This window comes from Arthrobacter sp. Soil_C_49 (assembly GCF_057656635.1).
In genome coordinates, this window is the sequence record NZ_JBDGJZ010000010.1 from 126288 (window position 1) to 150565 (window position 24278).

Genomic DNA, 24278 nt, shown 5'->3' on the forward strand with positions numbered 1-24278 from the left:
GTGATGTGCCGCGGGCCTACATGCCCGGAAGATCGAGCGTCTCGTACACCTGGATGCTGGCGCCCGGCATCATGAGGTGGGGATGGCCCTCCAGCAGCTTCTCGGCTCCGGCGAGATCCTCCGCCTGGAGGATCGTGTAGCCGCCCAGCCCGGTGTTGGTGTCTGACGAACCGGTTGCGGTGATCTCCTTGCCGGCCCCGAGCGGAGTCCCGAGGTCCACGATGCCATCGCCGGCCCGTTCGGCCCAGGCCATCCAGGCCTTCATCCCCTCCTGGGCGGCTTCCGGCGTGCTCTCGGCCATCTGCGCCTGGGCAGATTGGGGTGCGATGTAGAGAACAACAAACTTTTTCATTGCCTGTCCCGTCTGCAATGCGCCGGCGGCACCGTCCGCCCCGGTCACACGCCCGATCCTAGGGGCATCTTAAGGTCAGGGGAACAGCCAGATCGAGGAGCGTCCCGGCCGGTCAAAAAATTGGTTGTGAGTTCGGAAATAATCTGCACCAAACCAAAGTTGAGCGTAGTAGACTCAAGTTAGACCAACTGCCCCTGAAAGGAGCTCTCTTTGGACGTCAAGTTCACCACCAAGAGCCAGGAGGCTCTTTCGGCTGCCGCCATGAACGCCTCCACCATTGGCAATCCCCAGGTGGAGCCCGCCCACCTGCTCAAGGCCCTCATGGACCAGCGCGAAGGCGTCGCCGTGGCACTTCTGCGCGCCACCGGCGCGGACCCGGACGCCGTCAGCGTCCAGGCGAGCAGCGCCATCAAGGCCTTGCCCGCCACCTCCGGCGGTTCCAGCCAGCAGGCCCAGCTGTCCCGTCCGGCCCTGCAGGCCATCCAAAACGCCAAGGAGGAAGCGGACCGCCTGGGCGATACCTTCGTCTCCACCGAAGTGCTTCTCCTGGGGCTCTCGGCCGGAAATGATGCGGCAGGGCGCTTGCTGCGCGACGCCGGTGCCTCCCATGAGGCTTTGCTCGCCGCCCTGCCGGGTGTCCGCGGCGACCGGAAGGTCACCAACCCGGACCCGGAGAACACCTTCCAGTCGCTGGAGAAGTTCGGCACCGACCTCACTGCGATGGCCCGGGCCGGGAAGCTGGACCCCGTCATCGGCCGTGACACGGAAATCCGCCGGATCGTCCAGGTCCTGAGCCGCCGTACCAAGAACAACCCCGTGATCATCGGCGAGCCCGGCGTGGGCAAAACTGCCGTGGTGGAAGGCCTGGCACAGCGCATTGTGGCCGGTGACGTACCGGAAAGCCTTCGCGGCAAAACCCTGATCGCCCTGGACCTCGCGTCCATGGTGGCCGGCGCCAAGTACCGCGGCGAGTTCGAGGAGCGGCTCAAGGCTGTCCTTGAGGAGATCAAGAACTCCGAGGGCCAGGTCGTCACCTTCATTGACGAGATCCACACAGTGGTGGGCGCCGGGGCAACCGGGGATTCCTCCATGGATGCGGGCAATATGCTCAAGCCCATGCTGGCGCGCGGCGAGCTGCGGCTGATCGGTGCCACCACGCTGGATGAGTACCGCGAGAACATCGAAAAGGACCCGGCCCTGGAGCGCCGTTTCCAGCAGGTGTACGTGGGGGAGCCCAGCGTCGAGGACACCATCGGTATCCTGCGCGGCCTGAAGGAGCGCTACGAGGCGCACCACAAGGTGGCCATTGCCGACTCCGCCCTGGTTGCCGCCGCCACCTTGTCCAACCGCTACATTTCCGGCCGCCAGCTGCCGGACAAGGCCATCGACCTCGTGGACGAGGCCGCGTCCCGGCTCCGGATGGAGATCGACTCCGCCCCCGAGGAGATCGACCAGCTCCGCCGCGCCGTGGACCGGCTCACCATGGAGGAGCTGGCCCTGGAAGGGGAAACGGACGCCGCCTCCGTGGAACGCCTCGCGGCGCTCCGCGCGGACAAAGCGGACAAGGAAGAGGAACTCGCTGCCCTGAACGCCCGCTGGGAGGCCGAAAAGGCCGGCCTCAACCGGGTGGGCGACCTGAAGGCGAAGCTGGACGAACTCCGCAGCGCCGCTGACAAGGCCTACCGCGAAGGTGACCTGGAGACGACGTCGCGCATCCAGTACGGCGAAATCCCGGCGCTCGAGCGCGAGCTGAACGCTGCGGCGGAAGCCGAAGCCGCCGTCGCCGATAAATCCTCACAGATGGTGGCCGAACAGGTGACCGCGGACGATATCGCCGAGGTCATTTCCGCCTGGACCGGCATCCCGGCCGGCCGCATGCTGCAGGGTGAAAGCCAGAAGCTGCTGCACATGGAGGAGGAGCTCGGGAAGCGGCTGATTGGCCAGAAGAAGGCCGTCACCGCGGTGTCCGACGCCGTGCGGCGCGCCCGGGCCGGCATCAGCGATCCCAACCGGCCCACCGGCTCGTTCCTGTTCCTGGGTCCCACCGGCGTCGGCAAGACCGAGCTGGCCAAGGCCCTGGCGGACTTCCTGTTCGACGACGAACGCGCCATGGTGCGGATCGACATGTCCGAGTACGGCGAGAAGCACTCGGTGGCCCGGCTCGTGGGTGCCCCTCCGGGATACGTGGGCTACGAGGAGGGCGGCCAGCTCACCGAAGCCGTCCGCCGGCGCCCCTACTCGGTCATTCTGCTGGACGAGGTGGAGAAGGCCCACCCTGAGGTCTTCGATATCCTCCTGCAGGTGCTCGACGACGGCCGCCTCACCGACGGCCAGGGCCGCACCGTGGACTTCCGGAATGCCATCCTGGTGCTGACCTCCAACCTGGGCAGCCAGTTCCTGGTGGACCCGTCGCTGGATTCCGAGGCCAAGCGGAACGCCGTGATGGCCACCGTGAACGCTTCCTTCAAGCCGGAGTTCCTCAACCGGCTGGACGAGGTGGTGCTGTTCGATCCGCTGTCAGTGGAAGACCTGGCCCACATCGTGGAGCTTCAGGTGGCTGAGCTGGGCCGGAGGCTGCACGAGCGCCGGCTCACCCTTGACGTCACCGAAGGCGCCCGCGCCTGGCTGGCCATGTCCGGATTCGATTCCGCCTACGGCGCCCGGCCGCTGCGCCGGCTGGTCCAGCGGGAGATCGGCGACCGCCTGGCCAAGGCCATCCTGTCCGGCGACATCGCCGACGGGGACACGGTGGTGGTGGACACGGCCACGGACGTGGACGAGCTCACTATCGAAGGACTCGAGGCGCTGTCCGGTCCGGGCGGCGGCCCGGTTCCGGGAACAGGGCTGGTGGTCCGCCGAAAAGACTAGGTGTACTTAGCCCGCAAGGCCTGCGTGCTGTCCTGGTGCTGTGAAGCGCTAGGGCAGCACGCTCGCGTTAACGTTGTTCCCGCCGGGGGAGGTTACGTAGCAGTCCAGCCTTCGGTCCCCTGACTCCCAGCTGGTGGAGCTGGGAAAGCTTCGCTCGTAATTCAGTGTGAACTGGTCTGCGGCAGGCCCCAGTTTTGCCGCCTGGCAGGTTTCCAGGGCCTTGGCCTTGAGGGCCTCGGCGCCTGGGTAGTCGGTTTTTTCGGGGTAGCGGAACACCGCCACCAGCTGGGCGGAGTGGCCGGTGTCGCACGGCACTGCCGTGGATCTCAGCGCCTCCGGGTCGAAATCCGTGAAGCAGTCGCCCAGCGCATAATTGGCAGGCTCCACCTCGCGGGGCAGTGGCAACGGGGTTGCCGGAGGCGTGACGGTTGTCTCCAGCACTCCCAGGGCGGCGGTATCGGTTGTTTCAGGGCCGCCATTGGAGTTCAGCCACAGGGTGAGCCACACCAGCGATCCAATCACCGCGAGCAGCACGACGACGAAGAATGCCTTCCAGAGTCTCCTTCGGTTTTCCTGCTTCCGGCCATCGTCCGGTCCACCGGGATGGTTTGCCTGGCCTTGGTCCTTTATGGTCGGTTCTGCCGCCGGTACGCCATACTCAGCGGCGGGGACCTTGGGGAGGCCTGCGGTAGGCGGCGAGCTGGGCTTGGGCGGGACGTCCTGGTGGTTCACGGGGTGGATCCTCCTGCGATTTCTCCGCGCGGGCAGTCTGTTTGCCGGCCGGCACCAGCAGTTGCTGAATCGACTCTACCGAAGAAAAAAGCCGAATACCGGCCGTGTTTGGGCCGGAATGGTACTGCATGTGACCGGCGTGGCCAGCAAGTGGCAAGCAGGGCCAGCCGAAAGCATGTAATCTAGGTGTACGACAAATTGACCAAACATTCCGGGGCCTCACCTACGCCAAGGTGACCACCTCCGGTCCAAGTACAAAAGGGGGTCACGCCATGGGGCGCGGCCGTCAAAAGGCAAAAGCTACCAAGCAGGCTCGGGATATCAAGTACTACTCCCCGAACACTGACTACTCGGCACTTCAGCGTGAGCTGACGGGTCCAGGCAGTCGTGCCACGAGCCATTATGCGAATGAGCCGGTTGAACCGGATTATTCGGCTTATGTGGATAAGTACGCGGATGATTTGGAAGAAGACGACGACGAGGTAGACACCCGTCGGATCGGCTAGTTGTCGCAATGTGCTGTTGCCGTACTTGGCAGCCCTGTGACGCCGTCGCACGAACGGATCCAAGTCTTTGATCCGGGTCTGTTCATTGGACCAGTGCAACGCTTCTTTTTTGGTACCCGGGTCCGGGCGGATCCCGGGTGCTGACCTCAGTTATAGAGCCCGCTGCCCGCGCCGAAACACCGGCGCAGGCAGCGGGCTTTTGCTATTCCTGGGTTAGCGGCCAAGATGCCGGGGCCAGGGGAACGCCCCGTCACCTCCCGCATTAAATTGGCAGACGCCCCGTCACCTCCTGTGGGAAGCTGGGCAACGCCCCATCACCTCCGGCTTGCGCCGCCACCACAGCTCCGCTTCCGATACCAGCCAGCCCCACCGCCGGCACCGAAGCGAGGACCAGGGTTGCCGCCGGTGCCAGCACGGCCCACGGTGCGCGTTCGACGTAGCCGATCCCTTCTGCCAGGATCAGGCCCCATTCCGGCGACGGCGGCTGCGGACCCAGGCCAAGGAATCCGAGCGCAGCCAGGGCCAGGGCGATACCCGGCAGGCGCAGCATCGCGTGGCGCACCAATGGCCGGATCACGGCCGGCAGGATATAGCGGAGCATGATCCGGGTCCGGCCCACCCCCAGCACCGGGAGGACCTGCACGTATGGCTGTGCGCGGGCTTCCTGGGCCAGGGCAGCGGTGTGCGCCGCCAGCGGCGCCCAGCTTACGGCAGCTACAGCCAGCGCAGCTCCCTGCGCGGAGGGGCCGGTAATTGCTGCAACCACCAGGCCGGCGAGGATGGGCGGCGCCGCGTTGGTGACCTCGAGGGGGCCGGTGGCCGCGCGCGGGAACAGGCCGACGGCGATTCCCACGGCCAGGCAGACCAAGGCGACTGCCATCGCGGTCCCCAGGGTTCCCAATGCGCCGTGACCAACCCGGGCCAGCAAGTCGCGGCCGCTTGCATCCGCTCCAAACGGCAATGCCCATGCGGGCGCGGCCAGGCGGGGATGGGCAGAGGTGTAGGGATCGCGGAGCAGCCCGGCCCCGATGATCAACAGCAAGGCGGCGGCAGCGGCCGCCGGCCCGACGAGCTGCCCGCGGTGCCGTGCCTGGGGCGGTGCAGGAAGCGCAAGTGTGCCGAAGCGGACCGCAGGGCCGATCAGAAGGTACCGCGCCGCCGTCGTCAATGTTCCCACCAGCAGTGCGAGCCCCATCAGCGCCAGCATCCCCGCCTGAAGCGTGGGGATGTCCTGGGCGCTGGCGGCTCCGAGGAGCGCGCGCCCCAGGCCCGGGATGGCGTATACCTTTTCCACCGCAACTGCCCCGCCGGTCAGGCCGATGAGGACCAGCCCCACCTGGGGCAGCACGGCCGGCAGCGCGCGCCGAAGCACTGCCGCGGCCAACGTGAGGCTGCCAGCACCGGCGAGGCGCCAGGTGATCACCCATTTCTCGCCGAATCCGGCACGCAGCGCGTCGGCCAGGAGCAGGCCGATCAGGCCGCCCGCGGGAATCCCCAGCGAGAGGGCGGGCAGGATGGCGTATTCGGGGCCCTGCCAGCCGTACGGAGGGAACCATCTGAGCCAGACGGCATCTGCCACAAGCAACATGGATGCGAGGAGGAACTCCGGCAGTGACGTGAGCGCGGCGGCCAAAGCCCCCGGCGCCGGCCGGTGCCGCTGCCGGAGGCCTTGCATCACGGCAGGTCCGCAGATCAGCAGGGCGATGAGTACGGCCGCAGTGATGGCAAACCCCATCAGCGTCACCGACACACCCAAGGCGGCTGCTACTCCGGGCAGCACCGGCATGTTGCTGATCCAGGAGCTGCCGAAGTCACCGGCGAGGATCGCTTGGACCCACGCCAGCAGCATGGCGACAGGGCCTTGGTCGAGGCCCAGTTCGCTGCGGATGGCGGCCAAGGCCTCGGGTGTGGGCTCCCGGTCCGCATACCTCGCACGGAGGATGGTGTATTCGGCGCCGCGGCCGGACAGCCACGGCAGCATGCCGATCAGTGCCACCAGGCCGAGCAGGGCTGCGGCCCGCGAGGCAGTAGTTTTTAGGGAGCCGGTGGCGGGCATCAGTCCGTGACCCCGGTCCTGCCGGTGATCAGGGCACGCTCCCGGGGGTCCCGCTCCACTCCTTGCACGCGGATGGATTCGCCTTGGAGGACACGTTCGTGGAGCAGCGGGATGGCGGCGTCGCGGGCCAGGATGAGGCTTTCCGCCGCGGCGATGGCGGTCCGGCGCCCCGGCCCGGCGGGCATACCGGCGGCTTTGGCCAGGGCGGCATCAACCGCGGGATCGCAGAACTGGGAGATGTTGAAGGAGCCGGCGCAGGAGAAATCGCTGTAGAGGTAGGCAACGGGGTCCCCGGAATCCAGGACCGTGGCGCGGGAGAGGATGAACGCATCGAATGAGCCCGCAAGAGCATCTGCCTCGATGTGCTGGTACTCGCGGACATCCTGCTCCACGACAAATCCTGCGGCTTCAAGCTGCTGCTCCAGCTGGACGGCCACCTCGGGCAGTTCTGCACGGTCCGTGAAGGTGCCGAGCCTTATGGCGGTCCCCTTCACAGCGGTGGCGGCAACCCGGCCGGCCAACGCTGCGGCGTAGACTTCACTGTTCCGCTCCCCGGCTGCCCAGGGGAGGGCCGGGCCGAGCAATCCGGCAGCTTGGTCTGCCCGGCCTTCATAAACCCGGTCCACGATGGTGCCGGCGTCGATTGCCTGCCTTGCTGCGGCGCGGACGGCCGGGTCGGCAAAGGGACCGGAGGACGTATTGAGGTACAGCGTGTTAGTGCGTGGCGTGGGAACCTCGTGCACCAGTGCGGGGTCGATTTGGGCGACCTGGCCCACGGGGATGGCTTCCACGATGTCCGCATCACCGGTCCGCAGTGCGGCTGCCCGGGCTGTTCCGTCCGGAACGAACTGCACGTCCACGCCATCGGCTTCCGCCTGCTCGCCCCAATAGCCGTCGAAGCGGTCCAGCCTCGCAGACGAGGTGCCGTCCACTGAAACCAGCCGGAAGGGCCCGGTACCGGCGTTCACCGGATTGACTACGCCATCCTTGTAGGCTGAGCCCGCCAGGATGGCCAGCTGGGGGCTGGACAGCCGCTGGGGCAGCAAAGGATCGGGAACCGCCGTCGTGATGGTCACGGCGGCTGGACCATCCGCCCGGGCTGTGAGCTCCACCCCATCCAGGATCCTCGGCTTGGGGCTCGCCTGTGCTGCAGCAGTCAGCGAAGCAACAACTTCCGCGGATGTCATGGCCGATCCGTCGTGGAACTGCACACCGTCCCGCAGCGTGAAGCGCCACGAAATCTCATCAATCTGCTCCCATCCGGTCGCCAGCGAGGGCACGGCTTCGCCCAGATCATCGAGCACCACCAGGGTTTCGGCGGTCTTCCAGCGGGAAAGCTTAAAGGCGTCGTCGCTCAGGGGTGACAAGCCGGAACGGGGTGGCTGGAGCATGGCCAGCTTAATCCGGTCCTCCCCGTTTCTGCTGTCCGCAGCCTGGTTGGTTCCGGCGAAGCATCCGGTCAAGCTTGTGGCCAGCAGGAGGGTTGCAAGTGTGGCTAGGCACGTTTTGGATCGTCTTTTGGGCACGTTGATTACCTGTTCCGCAGATTGAAGGTGCAGTGGAGAGGCAGGTGCTGGATGCCCCTGGCCTTGAGTTTGAGGGTTCAGCGTTGTGGGGGCAGGAGCCTGGAAAGTCCGACGGCGGGAATCGCCGTGAGTGCCGCCATCACCGCCCAGGGCCAAACGGCGTCGGGGCCCGGCTGGGTGGCGCCCGAGTAAAGCGGTCCGAGGACGAAGTTGCCCAACAGCACCGCACAGCCGCCCATGCTGGCCAGGAGTCCGTAGTAGATGCCGGAGCTTCGGCCGCGGGCAAAGTCCAGGACCAGCGGCATGGCCACCGGTCCGATGCACATGTGCCCCAGGCAGAGCCCCGCCACCAGCAGCAACGGCGGAAGCAGTTGCAGCGGGCCGGTGGCCGGATACTGGGCGAGCACTGCCATGGTGGCGAACGCCAGGCCCTTGAGCGTGAAGCCCACGGTGAGCGCACGCCCTGGACCCAGCCGGTGCGTCAGCCGGGAAATGGGCCACTGCAGCGCCACGGTCATAAGGGACGCGACGGCGAACAGGCCGGCAAGTGCCTCCGGTCCTGCGCCGCTCCGGGTCAGCTCGATGGGAAGGCCGAAGTAGAGCTGGTTGTAGGCCAGGAGGTTCACGCTGTAGAGGGCTGCGAAGGTTACGAAGCGTTTGTCCCGCAGCATCGCCGGGACGCCATCACCGTGCATGCTGCCAGCACCCTGCGGCCCCCCGGTGCCCTGGGACGCGGTGTCACCTTGCGGCCCGCCGTCACTCTGTGCGGCGGCGGCAAGGGGGGTGGCGGAATCCAAGGGGGCGGAATCCAGGTTGCCGGGAGCGGGTTTTACTGCTCCCGCAGGGATGCCCTGCCATAGAACGCCGGTCATCACGGCAAAGACCGCGGCCCCGGCCAGCGCTGCCCAGCTGAAGGACAGGCCCAACAGCAGGGCGCCTGCCAGCGGGCCGGCAACGGCGCCGATTTCCCCGCAGATGGCGAGGAGCGCAAAAAGTCCCGGTGCCTTCCCGCTGGTGTTCCGCCGTCGTTCTTCTGCCCCGCCCACCAGGGACTCCAGCGCCGGTGAGAACAATGCGCCGCCCATTCCGGTGAGGACAGCGCCGAGGAGGAACAGCGGAAAGCTGCCGGCCAGGGCCAGGGTGAGGTAGCCGCAGATGCGGACCAGGCAGCCCACCAGCATGACGCGGCGAGGGCCCCACCGGTCCGTGATCATCCCGCCCACCAGGAAAAGTCCTTGCTGGCTGAAGACCCTGGCGCCCAGCACCACGCCCACGGCAGTGGCGGTCATACCGAAGTCCCGGGTCATCACCAGTGCCAGGAACGGCACCACTGCGTAGAAGCCGATATTAAAGATGAGCTGGCTGGCGAGAAGCAGGCCGGGGGCCGGCCGCAGCTTTGTTGTTGCCGCCTTGCCGGCAGTGCCGAGGGCGGTCACAGGGCAGCCGCCGGGACAGCTGATGGAAGGTTCATGGCAGCGGCCGCCTGCACCAGGGCGTGGGCGGCGGGACTTGAGGGATGTGCCAGCACGTGGTCCGTTGGTCCTTCTTCAACGATGCTGCCCTTGGACAGGACGGCCGTGCTCCCGCACATCCTGGCGGCGGTGGCAAGGTCATGGGTGACCAGGAGCAGGCCCAGGCCTTCGTGCACCAGTCGGTCGAGGAGCTCGAGGACGGCATCGCGCAGGGGCAGGTCCAGGCCGCTGACGGGTTCGTCAGCCAGCAGGTACGCGGGTTTCACCGCCAGGGCGCGGGCGATCGCCACCCGCTGGTTCTGGCCGCCGGACAGCTCGCCCGGCCGGTGGTTCATTACCCGGGCGGGCAACTCCACGCGTTCCAGCGCCTGGCCGGCGAGGTCCCGGTGGTTGCCCTCCACCCGCAACTGCCGCAGTGGTTCGCGCAGCAGTTGCGATACGGTCATCCTCGGGTCCAGGCTGCCGGCCGGATTCTGCGGGACGTACTGCACCGAGCGCCGGTACCAGCGAAGGCTTCGGGCCGGTCCGGGCCTTACTGCACGCCCGCCAAGGGTGACGGTGCCGCTGGATGGCTTTGCCAGGCCGAGCATGACCCGGACCAGCGTGGACTTTCCGGAGCCCGAGCTTCCCACCAGCGCGGTACCCGCTCCAGGAGTGAGGCTCAGGGTGACGTTGTGGAGGGTATGGGCTGCTTGGCTGCCGCGGAGCCTGCGGCTGGGGTACTCGAAGGACTTGGGGTACCTGAAGGAGATGCCATCCGCGCTGAGGGCCCCGGTCATGCTGCCACAGCCGTTCCTGCATGCGGCGGCGTTGTCATGGCGGCCCGCACCAGGCGCTTGGTGTAGGCATGCCGGGGGTTCCGCAGTAGCTCGGCCATCGGGGCATCTTCGACGACGTGCCCGTCTTCCATCACGAGGGCTCGGCTGCACACGGCTGCCGCTGCTGCCAGATTGTGCGTGATGAAGAGCAGGCTGCGGCCCTCGGACACCCAGGCGCGGAGGCTCGCGAGGACAGCCTGCGTGGTGACCGCGTCCAGGGCTGTGGTGGGTTCGTCCGCCACCAGGACCTCCGTGCGGCAGGCCAACGCCAGGGCGATGCATACCCTCTGCAGCTGCCCGCCCGACAGCTCGCCGGTATAGCGCCGCATGATCTCCGTCGGCTGCGGGAGCCCGGCCCGGGCCAGCAGGAGCGCCGCCTCACGCCGCGCTTCGGTACGGCTGAGACCCCGCTGCAGGGGGATCATCAACTGTTTGCCCACCGGCACCAGCGGATTCAGGGAGGTCTGCGGATCCTGGCTGATCAAGGCTGCGCCTGTTTTGCCCGCCGCGCTTCCGCGGTCCTCTGGCCCGGAGGCCGTCCCAAAGGAAATTTCCCCGCTTGCCGTGATTCCTTCCGGCACTGTCCGGGTGAGGGCTGAGGCTGTCAGTGACTTCCCGGATCCTGAGGCTCCCAGCAGGGCAACGCTCTCAGCCCGCTGGATGGAGAACGTCAGGGGATGCACCAGCCGGCGCCCGGCGTGCGAGAGCGCGAGGTTCTTCACGGACAGGGCGGGTGCAGGCATCGGAACGTCGTTTCGTGGCAGGGTTTCGGGAACGACTTCATCCTAACAAGAATGGTTCTCAATTACGCAACCGTGCATTAGGTTCATGTAGCTCTGGCAGAGCCAAGGTGGTGGCGGGTTGGGCGGTGTGCTGCGGGAGGTGATGGCGGGTTGCGGAATCCGGCACAAAAAATGCGGGCGGCTGCTCGAAGCAACCGCCCGCATTATTGGGAAATCTAGGCGTAGGCGTTGACCAGGCGGACGGCGCCGCCGTCTACGCCCTTGGCGCCCTGCACGTAATCCGGGCCGGACTTGAGGATGGAATCCGAGTCCTCGGTGACCGTGCCCATGATCCAGGACGGCAGGCCGCGGTCGTTGAGGCGGGACACCGCGGCGTCGGCGGCGTCGGCGGACACGATGGCCACCATGCCCACACCCAGGTTCAGGGTGCGTTCGAGGTCTGCCAGCGGGACGTTGCCCAGCTCGGATACCAGCTTGAAGATGGCCGGCAGTTCCCAGGTGGCACGGTCCACTGTGGCCACCAGGCCCTGGGGGAGGACGCGTGCCAGGTTGGCGGCGAGGCCGCCGCCGGTGACGTGGCTGAAGCCGTGAACAGCGGAAGTTCCGGTGACGGGGAAGGCGCGGGCAAGGTCGAGGCAGTCGGCAGCGTAGACGCGGGTGGGCTCGAGGAGCTCCTCGCCCAGGGTGCGGCCGAGTTCGGATACCTGGCGGTCCAGTGCCCAGCCGGCGTGGTTGATCACGCGGCGGACCAGGGAGTAGCCGTTGGAGTGCAGGCCGGAGGATGCCATGCCGATGACAACATCCCCGGCGCGGACGCGGTCCGGTCCCAGGAGCTGGTCGGCTTCAACCACGCCCGTGGCTGCGCCCGCGACGTCGTATTCGTGCTCGCCCAGCAGGCCGGGGTGCTCGGCGGTTTCGCCGCCCACCAGTGCCGTGCCGGCAACGGAGCAGGCGGCGGCGATGCCGCGGACAATATCGGCGATGCGCTCGGGCACCACCTTGCCGCAGGCAATGTAGTCAGTCATGTACAGCGGCTCTGCACCCACCACCACGATGTCGTCCACCACCATGCCCACGAGGTCGAACCCGATGGTGTCGTGGATGTCCATGGCCTGGGCGATGGCAACCTTGGTGCCCACGCCGTCAGTGGAGGTGGCCAGCAGCGGCTTCTTGTAGGTCAGGAGCCGGGAGACGTCGTAGAGGCCTGCGAAGCCGCCCACCCCACCGATCACCGAGGAGTTGTGGGTGGCCTTGACGGCGCCCTTCATCAGCTCGACGGCGCGGTCGCCGGCTTCAACGTCAACGCCTGCGGAGGCGTAGGTGATGCCGGAGGTGTTGCCGGAGGCGGGGGCAGCGGAAGTCATACGGACTCTTTCTTGTCAGCGCCGGTGGTGGCGGCGTGCACGTCTGGCACAAGGTCGGCTTCGGTCAGCAGATTCTCGAATTCGGAGTCCGGCCCGGGATCGCAGCCGGTGGCGCCGGCCTTCTCGGCCGGGTCCTCTTCGGAATCCACGGCGAGGGCGGCGGTTTGGCCCGGAAGCGCGGACGGCGAGGGCTTCAAGCCGCCGAGGTCCGTGCGCTCCAGCAGGTTCTTGCCCAGCTTGTCCGAGCCTGGCAGTTCGATGGGGTACTTGCCCGTGAAGCAGGCGGTGCAGAGGCGCTCCCGCGGCTGGCGGGTGGCGCCGATCATGCCGTCCTCGGAGATGTAGGCCAGCGAATCGGCGCCGATGGCCTGGGAGATCTCTTCGATGGTGGCGCCGTTGGCGATCAGCTCGGCACGCGAGGCGAAGTCGATGCCGTAGAAGCAGGGCCACTGCACCGGCGGGGAGGAAATCTTGACGTGGACGGCGGCGGCACCGGCTTCGCGGAGCATCCGGACGATGGCGCGCTGGGTGTTGCCGCGGACGATCGAGTCATCCACCACCACCACGCGCTTGCCGCGGATCACGGACTCGAGGGCGTTGAGCTTGAGCCGGATACCCAGCTGGCGGAGGGTCTGCGAGGGCTGGATGAAGGTCCGGCCCACGTAGGAGTTTTTGACGAAGCCGTGGGCGAAGGGGATGCCGGATTCTTCGGCGTAGCCCACCGCGGCGGGGGTGCCGGATTCCGGGACGGGGATCACGATGTCCGCGACCTGCGTGTTCTCGCGGGCCAGCTGGCGGCCCATTTCCACGCGGGACTCGTACACGGAACGGCCGGCGATGGCGGCATCCGGGCGGGCAAGGTAGACGTACTCGAAAACGCAACCGGCCGGCGTCGGCTCGGCGAAGCGCTTGGACCGTACGCCCTGCTCGTCGATGGCGATGAACTCGCCCGGCTCGATCTCGCGGATAAAGCTCGCACCCACGGTGGCCAGCGCGGACTGCTCCGAGGCGACCACCCAGCCGCGCTCCAGCCGGCCCAGGACCAGCGGGCGGATGCCGTAGGTGTCGCGGGCGGCGTACAGGGTGCCCTCGTCCATAAAGACGAAGCAGAAGCCGCCCTTGATCTTGGGCAGGAGTTCGATGGCGGTCTCTTCGAGGGTCTTGCCCGGCTCGCCTTCGAGGAGGGCCGTGACCAAGGCGGTGTCCGAAGTGTTGCCCTGCTTCATTTCGCCGGTGAGCTGGCCGCCGTTGCGTTCCTGGATCATGGCGTTAAGCTCGGCGGTGTTGGTGAGGTTGCCGTTGTGGGCCAGGGCCACGGTGCCGGTGCTGGTGGCGCCGAGCGTGGGCTGGGCGTTGGCCCAGTGGCTGGCTCCGGTGGTGGAGTAGCGGCAGTGCCCCACGGCGAGGTGCCCGGTGAGGGTGTTCAGGGTGGTCTCGTCGAAGACCTGGGAGACGAGCCCCATGTCCTTATAGACGTTGATCCGGTTGCCGTCGCTGGTGGCTATACCAGCCGACTCCTGACCGCGGTGCTGCAGTGCATACAGCCCGTAATAGGTTAGTTTTGCTACTTCTTCGCCTGGTGCCCAGACCCCAAAAACGCCGCAGGCGTCCTGCGGGCCTTTTTCGCCAGGGAGAAGATCATGAGAAAGTTTTCCATCGCCGCGTGCCACTGGTCGATTATCTCACGAGATGCGGTAGGACTTTTCCGGCCGTCCGTTTGTGACCGGGCTACTGCCCGTTGTCCGGATCCGGTTCGGAGTCGGGAACCGCTTCCACCACTGCCCGCTGCTGCCGTTTGACACTGCGGCGGTCCAGGACCAGCGCCAGCGCGGCGCCCAGGATGGCGCCGGCGCCCGCGAAGAGCACCAGGAAGAACCCGAACACCGAGCCGGGGTCGAACTCCGGGGTTGCGGGCAGGCCGTATGCTACCGCGGCCGCAACCGCCGCGCCCACCAGTGCGCCCAGGATCAGGAACGGCACATATTTGGGTGCGCGGCGGACGGTGACCTCGCGGCGCTCGGCGGCGGGTTGTTCAGAAGGCATGCATCAAGCCTACATTTCCGTGTTGCCCCATCACTTACGGCTGCCAAAACCCCGGAATGGGAACCGTAAGTGATAGCGCAAAGCGGGGGTCAGCTGCCGCGGTACGTGGAGTAGGCGAACGGGCTGAGCAGGAGCGGAACGTGGTAGTGCTCGGGGCCGGTGACTTCGAACACCAGGTCCACCTCGGGGAAGAACGTTGCGGTCTGCAGCCCGGCGTAGTAGCTGCCGGTGGCGAAGTTCAGCTTGTAGTGCCCCGCCTCCAGCTGCTCCGGGCCCAGGTCCTTCGCCCGCCCGTCCGCGTCGGTGGTGGAGCCGGCCAGCTTCTGCCAGCTGCCGCCGTCGTTTTTGTAAAGCACGACGGCGACCCCCGCCGCCGGACGTCCGGCCCCGGTGTCGAGGATGTGGGTGGTGACGTGGGAAACGCTCATTCGGTGATCAGTCCTTCGAGCCGCAGAACGGCAATCTCACGCAGCTGCTGTGCCACGATGGTGTCTTCTTCGGCGGGGGAGTTGGCAAGCCGTTCTTTCAGGGCCTGCAGGATTTCCGGGGCGGTGCGTCCGGCGGCGCGGATCAGGAAGACCCGGCCGAACTTCTCCTCGTAGTCCTTGTTGCCCTGGGCCAATGCCTGCGCAACGCCGGCGTCCGCGGGGTCTACGCCTGCCTGCTCGGAACGGGACATGGACGCTTCGGTGGTGGCCGCCGTCGGACGTTCCCCGATCCGCGGATGGTGCGCCATGGCGGACTCAACCTCGGCCGGTGTGAACGGCTCAGCTGCTTCCGCGGCAAAGGCCAGGAGAGCTTCCCTTGAGGGGAAGGGCCGGGCGGCGGCTACGGTGTCCACCCAGCGCTGGACGTCGACGCAGGGCCTGAGGGTTTCCGCGGCCCGTGCCGGGTCCGCAGTGTTGAATTCGGCAAGCTTCATGCTGGCTGCTTCCTCGGTAACAAATGCTGGCATCCATGGTGACGGCTATGCGGAGGCCGGACTTCCGGCACCTTGCCGCGGCAGAACCCGTCAGGGTTAGCGCAGTAAAGGCTTCCGCATCATGGAACTGTTATTTCAGCATACGTAATATTGAAGTCGAGCGTCCCGGTGGTGTCAAGAGACTACAGCAGCCGTCAGGCCAAGCCGGTATTATCGCGGGAGAGCCGCAGGCTCGACCAGTTTTTACTGGGGGGACACTAAATGAATACGGACGGGACGGCTATGCAAACGCTGACCGATCAGGATTCCGCGCGTGAGCTGGGGCTGCGGGAATACGGGCTGATACCCAGTGACGGCGAGACGCCGGCACTCAGGGATGCCAGGGCAAGGAGGGCGCTGGACAACCTGGTCCGGCTGGCCGCCTCGTTATGCGGCGTGCCTTACAGCGTGGTCAACATCATCACCTCGAGCCAGCAGTTGCAGATCGCCGCCGCCGGCATCGATCCAGGGATCTGCTCCCGCGAGGATTCCATGTGCGCAAACGTGTTCCTGGACCCCGGCACCACCGTGGTCCGGGACGCCTCCCTGGACCCTCGCTTTGCCGCCAACCCGTTTGTGACAGGGGAAATCGCGGAAGTCCGCTTCTACGCGTCGGTCCCGCTGAAGACTTCCGCCGGCCTGGTGCTGGGCTCGCTGTGCGTGTTTTCCGATACCGCTGAACTTCCCACGCGCGGGCAGATCGAACTGGTGGAAGTGCTGGCGCATCAGGTGGTGGAAGTTCTGGAGCTCCAGCACCGCACACTGCAGCTCAACGAGGCCCTCGCCGAGCTCGAGCGCAGCAACGCCATGCTGTCCGAATTTGCCGGCCGGGTCAGCCATGACCTCCGCGCACCCCTCACCACCATCCTTGGCTACGTGGAGTTGGCCGAAGATGACCCGGGGATTCCCCATAACCACCCGGCCAAGGAGTACCTGGAACACATCGGCAGCGGCGGCCAGCGCATGCTGGGCACCCTGGAGGACGTGCTGGACTACGCCAGGGCGGACGGGCAGCTGAACCGTGAGCGGGTATCCCTGCTTGCCGTGACCGCGGACGCAGCGCAGGACCTCGGTTTGGACCTCGGCCTGAGCAGCGGGATTTTGTGCGAGGACGCGGAGCTGTACGCGGACCGCGCCCAGCTGCGCACCCTGGTCCAGAACCTGCTGGCCAACTCCGTGAACTACCGGGACCTGCAGCGGGACCTCAAGGTCACAGTCACGGCCACCAGATGCCCCCGCGGGGTCACCATCCACGTGGCCGATAACGGCAAGGGCATCCTGCCGTCCGAGCGGAGTAAAGCCGTGGAACCCCTGGTGCGGCTGAACCGGCCCGGCGACGGCCCCGGAACAGGGCTGGGCCTGGCCACCTGCCGCCGGATCGCCCAGGCACACGGCGGCGAACTCTCCATCGGCGATACCCCGGGCGGCGGGGCAACGGTGTCGGTGTCTTTCCCCGACGAGCCCTGATTCTCAGGAGTCTTAGGACAGATACCGGGACCTAGCCAGGCTTCAGGCCCCCGTATCTGTCCGACAACTCAGCTGGGTCTAGCCCTGCGACGTCCGGGACAGGACCCACGTGTTCGTGCCGTCCTGCCGTTCGAAGGTGACGGTGGTGACCAGCGCCCGGATCAGCGCCAGGCCCCGGCCGGACTCGGCGTCCTCGTCCGCTGGTGCCGGTTCCATGGTCCCGAACGGGGGCTTGGCGTGGTACGCACTGACCCGGGCCTGCAGCAGCGTGGGCCGGACGGTGATGTCCACGCCGAGCTCCACGGGTTCCTGGCCCGCGGGCTCCGCGTGCTGGACAATGTTCGACGCCGACTCGATGACCGCCGTCGTAAACGTCATCTGGTCCATGTCCTGCACAAAGGGGACGTCGAGCCAGAGGCTGTCCAGGTCATTGTGGACGGAATCGATGGCGTCCTCTGCCGCGAGCCCCCGGAAGCTGCGGGACGCCAGGACCTCAGTCATTGCTGAACGCCTCTTCGGCCGTGCCGTAGGCCGTCAGGACCTTGTCCATGCTGGTGAGCTGCAGGACCATCTTCACCTGCGGCTGCACCGATGCGATCCGAAGGTCCCCGCCGGCCTGCCGGGCCGCTTTGAGGCAGCCGATCAGCGCACCGAGGCCGGAAGAGTCCATAAACGCGGTGTTCTCCAGGTTCACCACGATCCGGTTGGATCCGCCGGCGATCACGTCGGTGACAAACTCGCGCAGCTTCGGCGCCGAGACCATGTTCAGCCGCCCGTCCGCCTTGACCTCCGCATACGAGTCCTTGACCTCATAGCTAAACTCCATCTGGATTCCTCTCTGTAACTACCGGATCAGCGGCCGGTTCATAACCCTTGTAAAGCACTGCGCGCACCAGGATGCTCATGACCACCAGGTCGAAGATGACCCAGGCGACGTTCACCAGGGTGCCGAGCGGTTCGGCCAGGCCGGCGGCCAGGCGGATGATTCCGACGACGGCTGCCACCGCGAGCAGCACCGACACCACGATCTGTGGCTGGATCAGGCTCCAGCTGGGTCCGCCGCTCTGGCGGGCTTTGGGGGTGACGGCAAAGCCGAGGGGGCGGCCGAACCAGACGTTCCGGGCCGCCGTCGAGCACGCCTTGATCCAGGTGGGGAAAAGGGCCAGGCTGTACTGCTGGCCGCGCCAGGTGGGGATGCCCCGGCCGGCAACAGCGAACAGCAGCTGGTTGACCACCATAAACGGGATGAACCGGATGAAGAAGTCCCAGCTCAGGCTCGTTACCGGCAGGATGCCCAGGAGCAGGTAGATGATGGGCGCGGCGAAGTAGATGACTGCCGCGTAGCCGCTCAGGTAGGTCCACATGGTGGCGAAGTACATGAGGCGCTGGCCGAGCCTGAGGCCCTTCTGGACCAGCGGGTTTTCGCGCAGCAGCACCTGGATGGTGCCCTGGGCCCAGCGCAGGCGCTGGGTGAGCATGGTTTTCAGGTCCTCCGGCGCCAGCCCGTAGGCCAGGACCTCGTGGTGGTAGACGCTCTCCCAGCCCATCGCGTGCATGCGCATGGCCGTGGCCATGTCCTCGGTCACGGAGATGGTGGCCAGCGGCATCACCGGCTGGGCTTCGTCGTTGCGCTCCACAGACAGGGCGTCCAGGACGGCCTGCACGGATTCCAAAGCACCCAGCGGCGACCAGTCACGGGCGGACATGCGCTGGACGGCGTCGTCAGCCACCACGGGAACGCCGGACTCGCCCACATGGGCCAGCTCCATGGCGGCGATCTCTTCGAGGTCGGCCTGGAGGGCCTCGACGTCGGCCGTCACCAGGGTCTGCACGGCGGCATCCACGCGGCGCCGCACCCGGTAGGTGATCTCGCTGAGGGCGCCGCCGGCTTCGAGCTCCTTCTGGGCTTCGCGGGTTGCTGCCTCCACCTCGTCCAGCACCTGGGCCACCAGCGGAGTTTCCATGTCCGCGGACTTCCGGGCCTGCTTGATGGCTGAGCGGGAGGCGGCCAAAGCACGGCGGATGCTCTTCTCGGTTTCCTTCACATAGCCCACCAGGCCCAGCTGCATCAGGGCCTCGCGGCGCAGGATGGCATTGGAGCCGCAGAAGAAGGCAGCGTTCCAGCCGTCCTTGCCCTGCTGGATGGGGCCGTAGAAGAGGGGTGCCTGGCTGCCCAGGGGATCATCCGCGGGGACGTTGCTGAAGTACTGCGGCGTCTGCACCAGGGCCACACGGCGGTTGTTGAAGTAGCCCAGGGTCTTTTCGAGGATGTCCGGCTCGGGGATCTGGTCCGCGTCCAGGATCAGCAGGAATTCGCCGTGCGTCTGCATCAGGGCGTTGTTCAGGTTTCCGGCCTTGGCGTGCCGGGGCAGGTTTGCGGTCCAGTCCTCGCTGCGGGTGACGTAGCCCAGGCCGTGCTCTTCCGCGAGGGCCTTCAGCTCGGGCCGCGCGCCGTCGTCCAGAATCCAGGTGCTGTGGGGATGCCGGATCTTCTGGGCGGCCAAGGCTGTGGTCATCACCATGTCCAGGTCTTCGTTGTACGTGGTGATGAAGACGTCCACGGTGGCGTCAGGCGGTGGCGGCGGGGCGCCCTTGCGGATCTTCAGCTTCCACACCGTCATGCCGAACAACATCACGTCGATCAGGCTGTAGGTTTCGGCGATCACCAGGGGCAGGGCGATCCACCAGGCTTCCCAGTTCAGCGACGCGGCCCAGCGCCAGGCGATGTAGTTGACGCCGGTGATAACGGTCAGCACCACCACCAGCCTGGTTAAGAAGCGGGTCATGCTGCTGCCTCCTCAGGCAGCCGGCGGACCACCACCACCGTGACGTCGTCCTCCGCGGTCTCGGCCGGAGCCAGGGCGAGGATGGCGCTGCTTGCTGCCTGGGCCGAATCCTGGCCTTGGGCGGCCCTGCGGACGGCCTCGGTGAAATCCTCCACCGAGTCGAAGACGTCCAGCACGCCGTCGCTGACCACCACCAGGGAATCCCCCGGTGCGAGTTCCAGGCTGGACTGCGGCCACTGGGACCCTGCCCAGGCACCCACCGGCGGTCCGGCGGAGGGGAGCCGGTCAGCAGCCCCGCCGGACCGGACGTGCAGCGCAAGCCCGTGCCCGGCGTCGACATAGTTGACGGTTCCGGACGCCGCGTCCAAGCGCGCGTGAAACAACGTGACGAAGGAGTTGGAGGAGTCCAGGTCCGTGGCGATCGCCTTGCTGGCGGAGGCGAAAGCACCGTCCAGGTCCTGCCGCCGACCGGTGGAGCGCATCACCGCGCGGACCGTTGCCGCGATGAGCGCCGCGCCCATGCCCTTGCCCATGGCATCGGCGAAGGTGAGGTGGAGCCCCTCGGGCGTCTGGTACCAGTCGTAGAAGTCCCCGCCGACGCTGCGGGAGGGGCGGAAGACGCCGGCGACGTCGTAGCCCTCCACGCGGATGTCCTCCTTGGGCAGGAGGCTTTGCTGGACCTCCGTGGCGCGTTCCAGTTCACTCCGTGCGGCCGAATCCGCGGCCTGGGAGGGCCGGCGGCGGAAGAGGGCGTTGATGCGGGACTGCAGCTCACGCGGGCTGAACGGCTTGCTGATGTACTCGTCCGCGCCGTTGTCCAGTCCGGTCAGCTTGTCCAGTTCGTCGGCGCGGGCCGTGAGCATCACGATGAAGGCGTCCGAGAATTCCCGGAGCCGTTTGCAGACTTCGAGGCCGTCAATGTCCGGCAGGTTCAGGTCCAGCGTGACCAGGTCGGGCTGGCGGCGGCGGACTTCCTCCACACCGGGCAGGCCGGCGGCGGCCTCCGTCACGTCGAAGCCTTGCTTGGCCAGGACGCGGACCAGCAGGCCGCGGATGTCCGGGTCATCCTCAATGACAACGGCACGGCGGGATTCGGGGGCAGAGACCATAAGTCTACTTCTACAGTATTAAGCGCAACGAGGCATGTCGCAGGCTCCACGCGTGGTGAATTCATTCCTGCTGATTTCCAGGCTGCGGCAGGACATTCCATGCCTTTGGTGCCGCCTCGCCGGATCTTGCGCAAATCTTGGGACGTGCTTGCCCGGACGTTGAGGAAGGCCCGGGACACTCGTGGGTAGGGACCGGCTTCGCGAGGACGAGGGTCAAGGACGACCCGTCCGGGGGCTGGCTTGCTTGCAGGAAGGCGGAGCCAATGGAACAGCTCAACTCCACAAACCATACGACGGCGGCTCCCGCCGTCTGCGCGGAAGCGGCCTGCGCGGAACCGGCCTGCTCGGAACATGCCGCCGTGAAACCAGCGGCGCCGCGCGACCTGCTGCGCGCGGCCCTGCACAAGGGCAGGGCGCTGCTGCGGGTCTACTTCCACTCACGCAAGGTACGGGCCGCAGCCAATGCCCTGGCCCAGGCGCTGGCCGAGTCGCGGGAGTCGTCCAGCTGGCCCGGGGACCGCCTCCCCGTGGGTGAGGAGATGTCCGCACAGGTGGAGAAGCTGACGCGCCGCCTGAAACTGGAGACCGAAGCGCAGACCAGGTTGGCGGCACTTTTCAAGAGTGTGGATTTGGGGCGTTCCGCCGCGGCGGTTTAGGTGCCACACTTAGGAGCAATCGAGTGGCTGGGGGATACAGTCAGGAGATTGCAATGGCTTGGTATACGGGGTGGGCGTACCTCATCGCGGGGCTTATGACAGTGGATTCCCTGCTCCTGGCCTTGTGGGCCATTGACGAGGGATGGCCGGGCAGTTGGTGGAAGAAGCCCTGACTCCTGGTTCTGCCAAACCGGCTAGCGCTGCAGATCCAGCCGCATCAGTACCCGCGGGAAGCCGTTCAGTACCGACTCCGTGTCCGCCGCTTTGGTGAAGCCGGCGTCCTCGAAGAGCTTCCTGGTGCCCACGTAGGCCATGGTGAGATCCACCTTCTGCCCGTGATTGTCCACTGGGTAACCCTCGATGGCAGGCGCCCCATAGCTCCTGGCCAGGTCCACGGCGCCCTTCAGGAGCTCGTGCGAAATGCCCTTGCCCCGGTGCCCTGGCCGTACCCGGATGCACCACACGGACCAGACGTCCAGATCGTCCACGTGCGGGATCCTCCGGTTGCCGGCGAAACTGGTGTCCGCACGGGGGTGGACCCCTGCCCACCCCACCGGCTCGCCGCCGTCGTACGCCAAAACCCCCGGCGGCGGATTCTGCGCGACCAATTGCCTCACGAGGTCCCCGCGCTCCGTGCCGTGCAGCGCCTGGTTCTGTTTTGAGGGGATGCGGTAGCTCAGGCACCAGCAGACGTTGGCGTCGGGGCGCTTAGGCCCCACCAGCGCGCGGACGTCCTCGAAGCTGGTAGCCGGACGGACCTCGATCACCATGCGGCCATCCTGCCACACGCCGCGGAACCCGGCGGGCGTTCTCCCGCAGCTTGTTCCCCTCAGCGGTTCCTTCAGTCGAGGCTGATCCGTCCGATGCTCCACGCCCCCACTTTGCGGAGGTCCACCCGGGTGGCCGGCAGGCGTACGTGGACTCCGCCGGACAGCAGCACCGGAGCAAGGAAATGAAGGTACCGGTCTTGTCTTTGCGCGCGGTCTGCCCCGGTGCTTTCTGCTGCCTCCAGCGCCTGTTCCTCCCTCTGCGACTTCTCAGCAGCGAGGGCATGGGCCACTGCCGGGCTGCCGACGCGGATCTGGTCATTCTGCCGCTGCGTCCAGGCCTGCTCCGAGACCACCGAGCCCGAGATAAGGGTGCCGGAATACCTGGGCTCTCTATGTTTTCCACCCTGTCGGCTTCTGCCCGCCGTCACTACACTGGGACGCATGACCGAGCAGGAACCGGTCCGGGGAAGGGCTGCTGCCGCTCCGGACGGCGGGACCCGAGCCGACGAAGACGCCACTCCGCCAACGGACGGTGAACCGGCGCGCCCGGCTGATCCCGCCGTCGACACGTCCCTGCGCACCCCGGCGGAACGGTCCCGGACCTTCGCCGGGATCCTGGTGAATACTGCCCTGGCCAACATCACCACCAGCTATCTGTGGTTCGCCCTGACGTTCTGGGTGTACCTGGAGACCCGCAACGTGATCGCCACCGGTGTGGTGGGCGGTGCGTACATGCTGCTGATCGCCCTGTCCAGCATCAGCTTCGGCACCTTCGTGGACCGCTACCGCAAGCTGGCCGTGATGCGCTTCGCGGCCGGCTTCACCCTGGTGATGTTTGTGCTGTCCGGCGTGATGTTCCTCCTGACGCCCGCGTCGTCGCTGCTGGACCTGGCGCAGCCGTCGTTCTGGATTTTCACTGTGGTCATCCTGATCGGCGCGGTGGTGGAGAACCTGCGGAATATCGCGCTGTCCACTACCGTCACGATTCTCATTGAGCCGGACCGGCGGGCCAACGCCAACGGGCTGGTGGGGATGGTGCAGGGGCTGATGTTCCTCATCACCTCCGTACTCTCGGGGCTGTCGGTGGGGCTGCTGGGCATGGGCTGGACCATCGTGGTGGCGCTCGTTCTCACCGCGCTCGCCTTTGCGCACCTGCTCACCCTCCGCATGCCTGAGGAAACGCGTGTGGCGGCCACCGATGCGCATGGCGGATTCGACCTTCGCGGCTCCTACGCCGCTGTGCTGGCCATTTCCGGGCTGTTCGCCCTGATCCTGTTCTCCACGTTCAACAATTTCATAGGCGGCGTCTACATGGCGCTGATGGACCCCTACGGCCTGGAGATGTTCCCCGTGGAACTGTGGGGCATTTTCCTGGCGGTAGGCTCCAGCGGGTTCCTGATCGGTGGGGCGCTGATCAGCAAGTTTGGACTCGGGGCCAACCCGCTGCGCACCCTGCTTATGGCAGTGGTGGCCATGGGTGTCCTCGGCGCGGTGTTCACCCTGCGGGAGTGGGCCTGGCTGTACGTCGTCGGGATCTGGCTGTACCTGACGCTGGTGCCCGTTGTGGAGGCCGCCGAGCAGACCGTTATCCAGCAGGTGGTTCCGCTGCCACGGCAGGGCCGGGTGTTCGGCTTCGCCATGGCGTTTGAGTCTGCGGCGGCGCCCATCACGTCATTCCTGATTGCGCCGATCGCCCAGTTCTGGATCATCCCCTATGCACGGTCGGTCGACGGCGCGGCCCAGTTGGCCCCGCTGCTGGGCGAGGGCACCTCCCCCGGCATCGCCCTGGTGTTCCTGATCGCAGGGCTCATCATGGTGGCCGCCGCGCTGCTGGCGTTCCTGACCCCGGTGTACCGAAGGGTCTCGGCCGAATATCAGCAGGCGGCCGCAGAGGCGAAGGTGGACACCACAGCTGGATGAGGTGCCGCGCGACGGTACCGTGTGCGGTTAAATGCCGGACGCTCCCGCCGTATGAACTGCTCCCCGGAAGTTGGACTGAGAAATTCAGTTTCGACTCCCGGGGAGCAGTTTTATGCGTGCACGTAGTTC

At 66.8% G+C, this 24278-nt stretch carries 23 protein-coding genes; 5 read left to right on the top strand and 18 right to left on the bottom strand.

Annotated features, from left to right (window positions below; all coding sequences use genetic code 11):
* Nucleotides 1-16 precede the first annotated feature (16 nt).
* Nucleotides 17-400: a YciI family protein gene (locus tag AC3A4Z_RS16270; protein WP_498712703.1), complete on the bottom strand. Its 384-nt coding sequence runs from the start codon at nucleotides 398-400 to the stop codon at nucleotides 17-19.
* Between the two features lie 162 nt (nucleotides 401-562).
* Between AC3A4Z_RS16270 and clpB the strand changes: the two genes are divergently transcribed.
* Nucleotides 563-3220 (top strand): ATP-dependent chaperone ClpB, encoded by a 2658-nt coding sequence (gene clpB / locus AC3A4Z_RS16275; protein WP_498712704.1) that lies wholly within the window; start codon nucleotides 563-565, stop codon nucleotides 3218-3220.
* Nucleotides 3221-3268: 48 nt separating this feature from the next.
* On the opposite strand, the gene AC3A4Z_RS16280 is transcribed toward clpB, so the two are convergent.
* The gene (locus AC3A4Z_RS16280; RefSeq protein WP_498712705.1) at nucleotides 3269-3952 is read right to left on the bottom strand and encodes a septum formation family protein; all 684 of its coding nucleotides are present in this window, start codon (nucleotides 3950-3952) and stop codon (nucleotides 3269-3271) included.
* Nucleotides 3953-4224: 272 nt separating this feature from the next.
* On the opposite strand from AC3A4Z_RS16280, the gene AC3A4Z_RS16285 reads away from it, so the two are divergent.
* Nucleotides 4225-4458: a DUF3073 domain-containing protein gene (locus AC3A4Z_RS16285; RefSeq protein WP_050053419.1), complete on the top strand. Its 234-nt coding sequence runs from the start codon at nucleotides 4225-4227 to the stop codon at nucleotides 4456-4458.
* A gap of 262 nt (nucleotides 4459-4720) precedes the next feature.
* Here the strand turns inward: AC3A4Z_RS16285 and AC3A4Z_RS16290 are convergent, their stop codons facing one another.
* From AC3A4Z_RS16290 to uraD, 10 genes are all read right to left on the bottom strand, one after another.
* The gene (locus tag AC3A4Z_RS16290; RefSeq protein WP_498712706.1) at nucleotides 4721-6514 is read right to left on the bottom strand and encodes an ABC transporter permease subunit; all 1794 of its coding nucleotides are present in this window, start codon (nucleotides 6512-6514) and stop codon (nucleotides 4721-4723) included.
* A complete protein-coding gene (locus tag AC3A4Z_RS16295; RefSeq protein WP_498712707.1) occupies nucleotides 6514-7905 on the bottom strand; it encodes an ABC transporter substrate-binding protein in 1392 nt (463 codons plus the stop codon). Before AC3A4Z_RS16295 ends, AC3A4Z_RS16290 begins: the two co-directional genes overlap by 1 nt.
* A 212-nt stretch (nucleotides 7906-8117) precedes the next feature.
* The gene (locus AC3A4Z_RS16300) at nucleotides 8118-9476 is read right to left on the bottom strand and encodes an MFS transporter (RefSeq protein WP_498712708.1); all 1359 of its coding nucleotides are present in this window, start codon (nucleotides 9474-9476) and stop codon (nucleotides 8118-8120) included.
* Nucleotides 9473-10291, bottom strand: a complete 819-nt coding sequence (locus tag AC3A4Z_RS16305; RefSeq protein WP_498712709.1) for an ABC transporter ATP-binding protein — start codon at nucleotides 10289-10291, stop codon at nucleotides 9473-9475. Before AC3A4Z_RS16305 ends, AC3A4Z_RS16300 begins: the two co-directional genes overlap by 4 nt.
* Entirely contained in the window at nucleotides 10288-11073 is a 786-nt protein-coding gene (locus AC3A4Z_RS16310) for an ATP-binding cassette domain-containing protein (RefSeq protein WP_498712710.1), read from the bottom strand. Before AC3A4Z_RS16310 ends, AC3A4Z_RS16305 begins: the two co-directional genes overlap by 4 nt.
* A 215-nt stretch (nucleotides 11074-11288) precedes the next feature.
* Entirely contained in the window at nucleotides 11289-12437 is a 1149-nt protein-coding gene (gene purM / locus AC3A4Z_RS16315) for a phosphoribosylformylglycinamidine cyclo-ligase (protein WP_050053424.1), read from the bottom strand.
* The gene (gene purF, locus AC3A4Z_RS16320) at nucleotides 12434-14107 is read right to left on the bottom strand and encodes an amidophosphoribosyltransferase (RefSeq protein ID WP_493971902.1); all 1674 of its coding nucleotides are present in this window, start codon (nucleotides 14105-14107) and stop codon (nucleotides 12434-12436) included. The genes purM and purF overlap by 4 nt, the downstream gene beginning before the upstream one ends.
* Nucleotides 14108-14165: 58 nt before the next feature.
* Nucleotides 14166-14480: a hypothetical protein gene (locus AC3A4Z_RS16325; protein ID WP_493971903.1), complete on the bottom strand. Its 315-nt coding sequence runs from the start codon at nucleotides 14478-14480 to the stop codon at nucleotides 14166-14168.
* Nucleotides 14481-14569: 89 nt separating this feature from the next.
* Nucleotides 14570-14908: a hydroxyisourate hydrolase gene (gene uraH, locus AC3A4Z_RS16330; RefSeq protein WP_493971904.1), complete on the bottom strand. Its 339-nt coding sequence runs from the start codon at nucleotides 14906-14908 to the stop codon at nucleotides 14570-14572.
* The gene (gene uraD / locus AC3A4Z_RS16335) at nucleotides 14905-15402 is read right to left on the bottom strand and encodes a 2-oxo-4-hydroxy-4-carboxy-5-ureidoimidazoline decarboxylase (RefSeq protein WP_493971905.1); all 498 of its coding nucleotides are present in this window, start codon (nucleotides 15400-15402) and stop codon (nucleotides 14905-14907) included. Before uraD ends, uraH begins: the two co-directional genes overlap by 4 nt.
* A 282-nt stretch (nucleotides 15403-15684) precedes the next feature.
* Here uraD and AC3A4Z_RS16340 point away from each other — a divergent pair, with 282 nt between their 5' ends.
* A complete protein-coding gene (locus AC3A4Z_RS16340) occupies nucleotides 15685-16908 on the top strand; it encodes a GAF domain-containing sensor histidine kinase (protein ID WP_498712711.1) in 1224 nt (407 codons plus the stop codon).
* A gap of 78 nt (nucleotides 16909-16986) precedes the next feature.
* On the opposite strand, the gene AC3A4Z_RS16345 is transcribed toward AC3A4Z_RS16340, so the two are convergent.
* From AC3A4Z_RS16345 to AC3A4Z_RS16360, 4 genes are read right to left on the bottom strand one after another with little or no spacing between them, the layout of a single operon-like run.
* Entirely contained in the window at nucleotides 16987-17409 is a 423-nt protein-coding gene (locus AC3A4Z_RS16345; RefSeq protein WP_498712712.1) for an ATP-binding protein, read from the bottom strand.
* The gene (locus tag AC3A4Z_RS16350; RefSeq protein ID WP_498712713.1) at nucleotides 17402-17734 is read right to left on the bottom strand and encodes an STAS domain-containing protein; all 333 of its coding nucleotides are present in this window, start codon (nucleotides 17732-17734) and stop codon (nucleotides 17402-17404) included. The genes AC3A4Z_RS16345 and AC3A4Z_RS16350 overlap by 8 nt, the downstream gene beginning before the upstream one ends.
* On the bottom strand, nucleotides 17724-19694 hold the full coding sequence (locus AC3A4Z_RS16355; protein ID WP_498712714.1) for a glycosyltransferase family 2 protein: 1971 nt from the start codon (nucleotides 19692-19694) through the stop codon (nucleotides 17724-17726). The genes AC3A4Z_RS16350 and AC3A4Z_RS16355 overlap by 11 nt, the downstream gene beginning before the upstream one ends.
* Nucleotides 19691-20803 carry a PP2C family protein-serine/threonine phosphatase gene (locus AC3A4Z_RS16360; RefSeq protein WP_498712715.1) on the bottom strand — a complete coding sequence of 371 codons (1113 nt, stop codon included), beginning with the start codon at nucleotides 20801-20803 and terminating at the stop codon, nucleotides 19691-19693. Before AC3A4Z_RS16360 ends, AC3A4Z_RS16355 begins: the two co-directional genes overlap by 4 nt.
* A gap of 263 nt (nucleotides 20804-21066) precedes the next feature.
* On the opposite strand from AC3A4Z_RS16360, the gene AC3A4Z_RS16365 reads away from it, so the two are divergent.
* A complete protein-coding gene (locus AC3A4Z_RS16365; protein WP_498712716.1) occupies nucleotides 21067-21459 on the top strand; it encodes a hypothetical protein in 393 nt (130 codons plus the stop codon).
* A 194-nt stretch (nucleotides 21460-21653) separates the two neighbouring features.
* On the opposite strand, the gene AC3A4Z_RS16370 is transcribed toward AC3A4Z_RS16365, so the two are convergent.
* Nucleotides 21654-22229 carry a GNAT family N-acetyltransferase gene (locus AC3A4Z_RS16370; RefSeq protein WP_493971911.1) on the bottom strand — a complete coding sequence of 192 codons (576 nt, stop codon included), beginning with the start codon at nucleotides 22227-22229 and terminating at the stop codon, nucleotides 21654-21656.
* Nucleotides 22230-22300: 71 nt separating this feature from the next.
* Nucleotides 22301-22582 (bottom strand): hypothetical protein, encoded by a 282-nt coding sequence (locus tag AC3A4Z_RS16375; protein ID WP_498712717.1) that lies wholly within the window; start codon nucleotides 22580-22582, stop codon nucleotides 22301-22303.
* An 88-nt stretch (nucleotides 22583-22670) separates the two neighbouring features.
* On the opposite strand from AC3A4Z_RS16375, the gene AC3A4Z_RS16380 reads away from it, so the two are divergent.
* On the top strand, nucleotides 22671-24149 hold the full coding sequence (locus AC3A4Z_RS16380; protein WP_498712718.1) for an MFS transporter: 1479 nt from the start codon (nucleotides 22671-22673) through the stop codon (nucleotides 24147-24149).
* Nucleotides 24150-24278 lie beyond the last annotated feature (129 nt).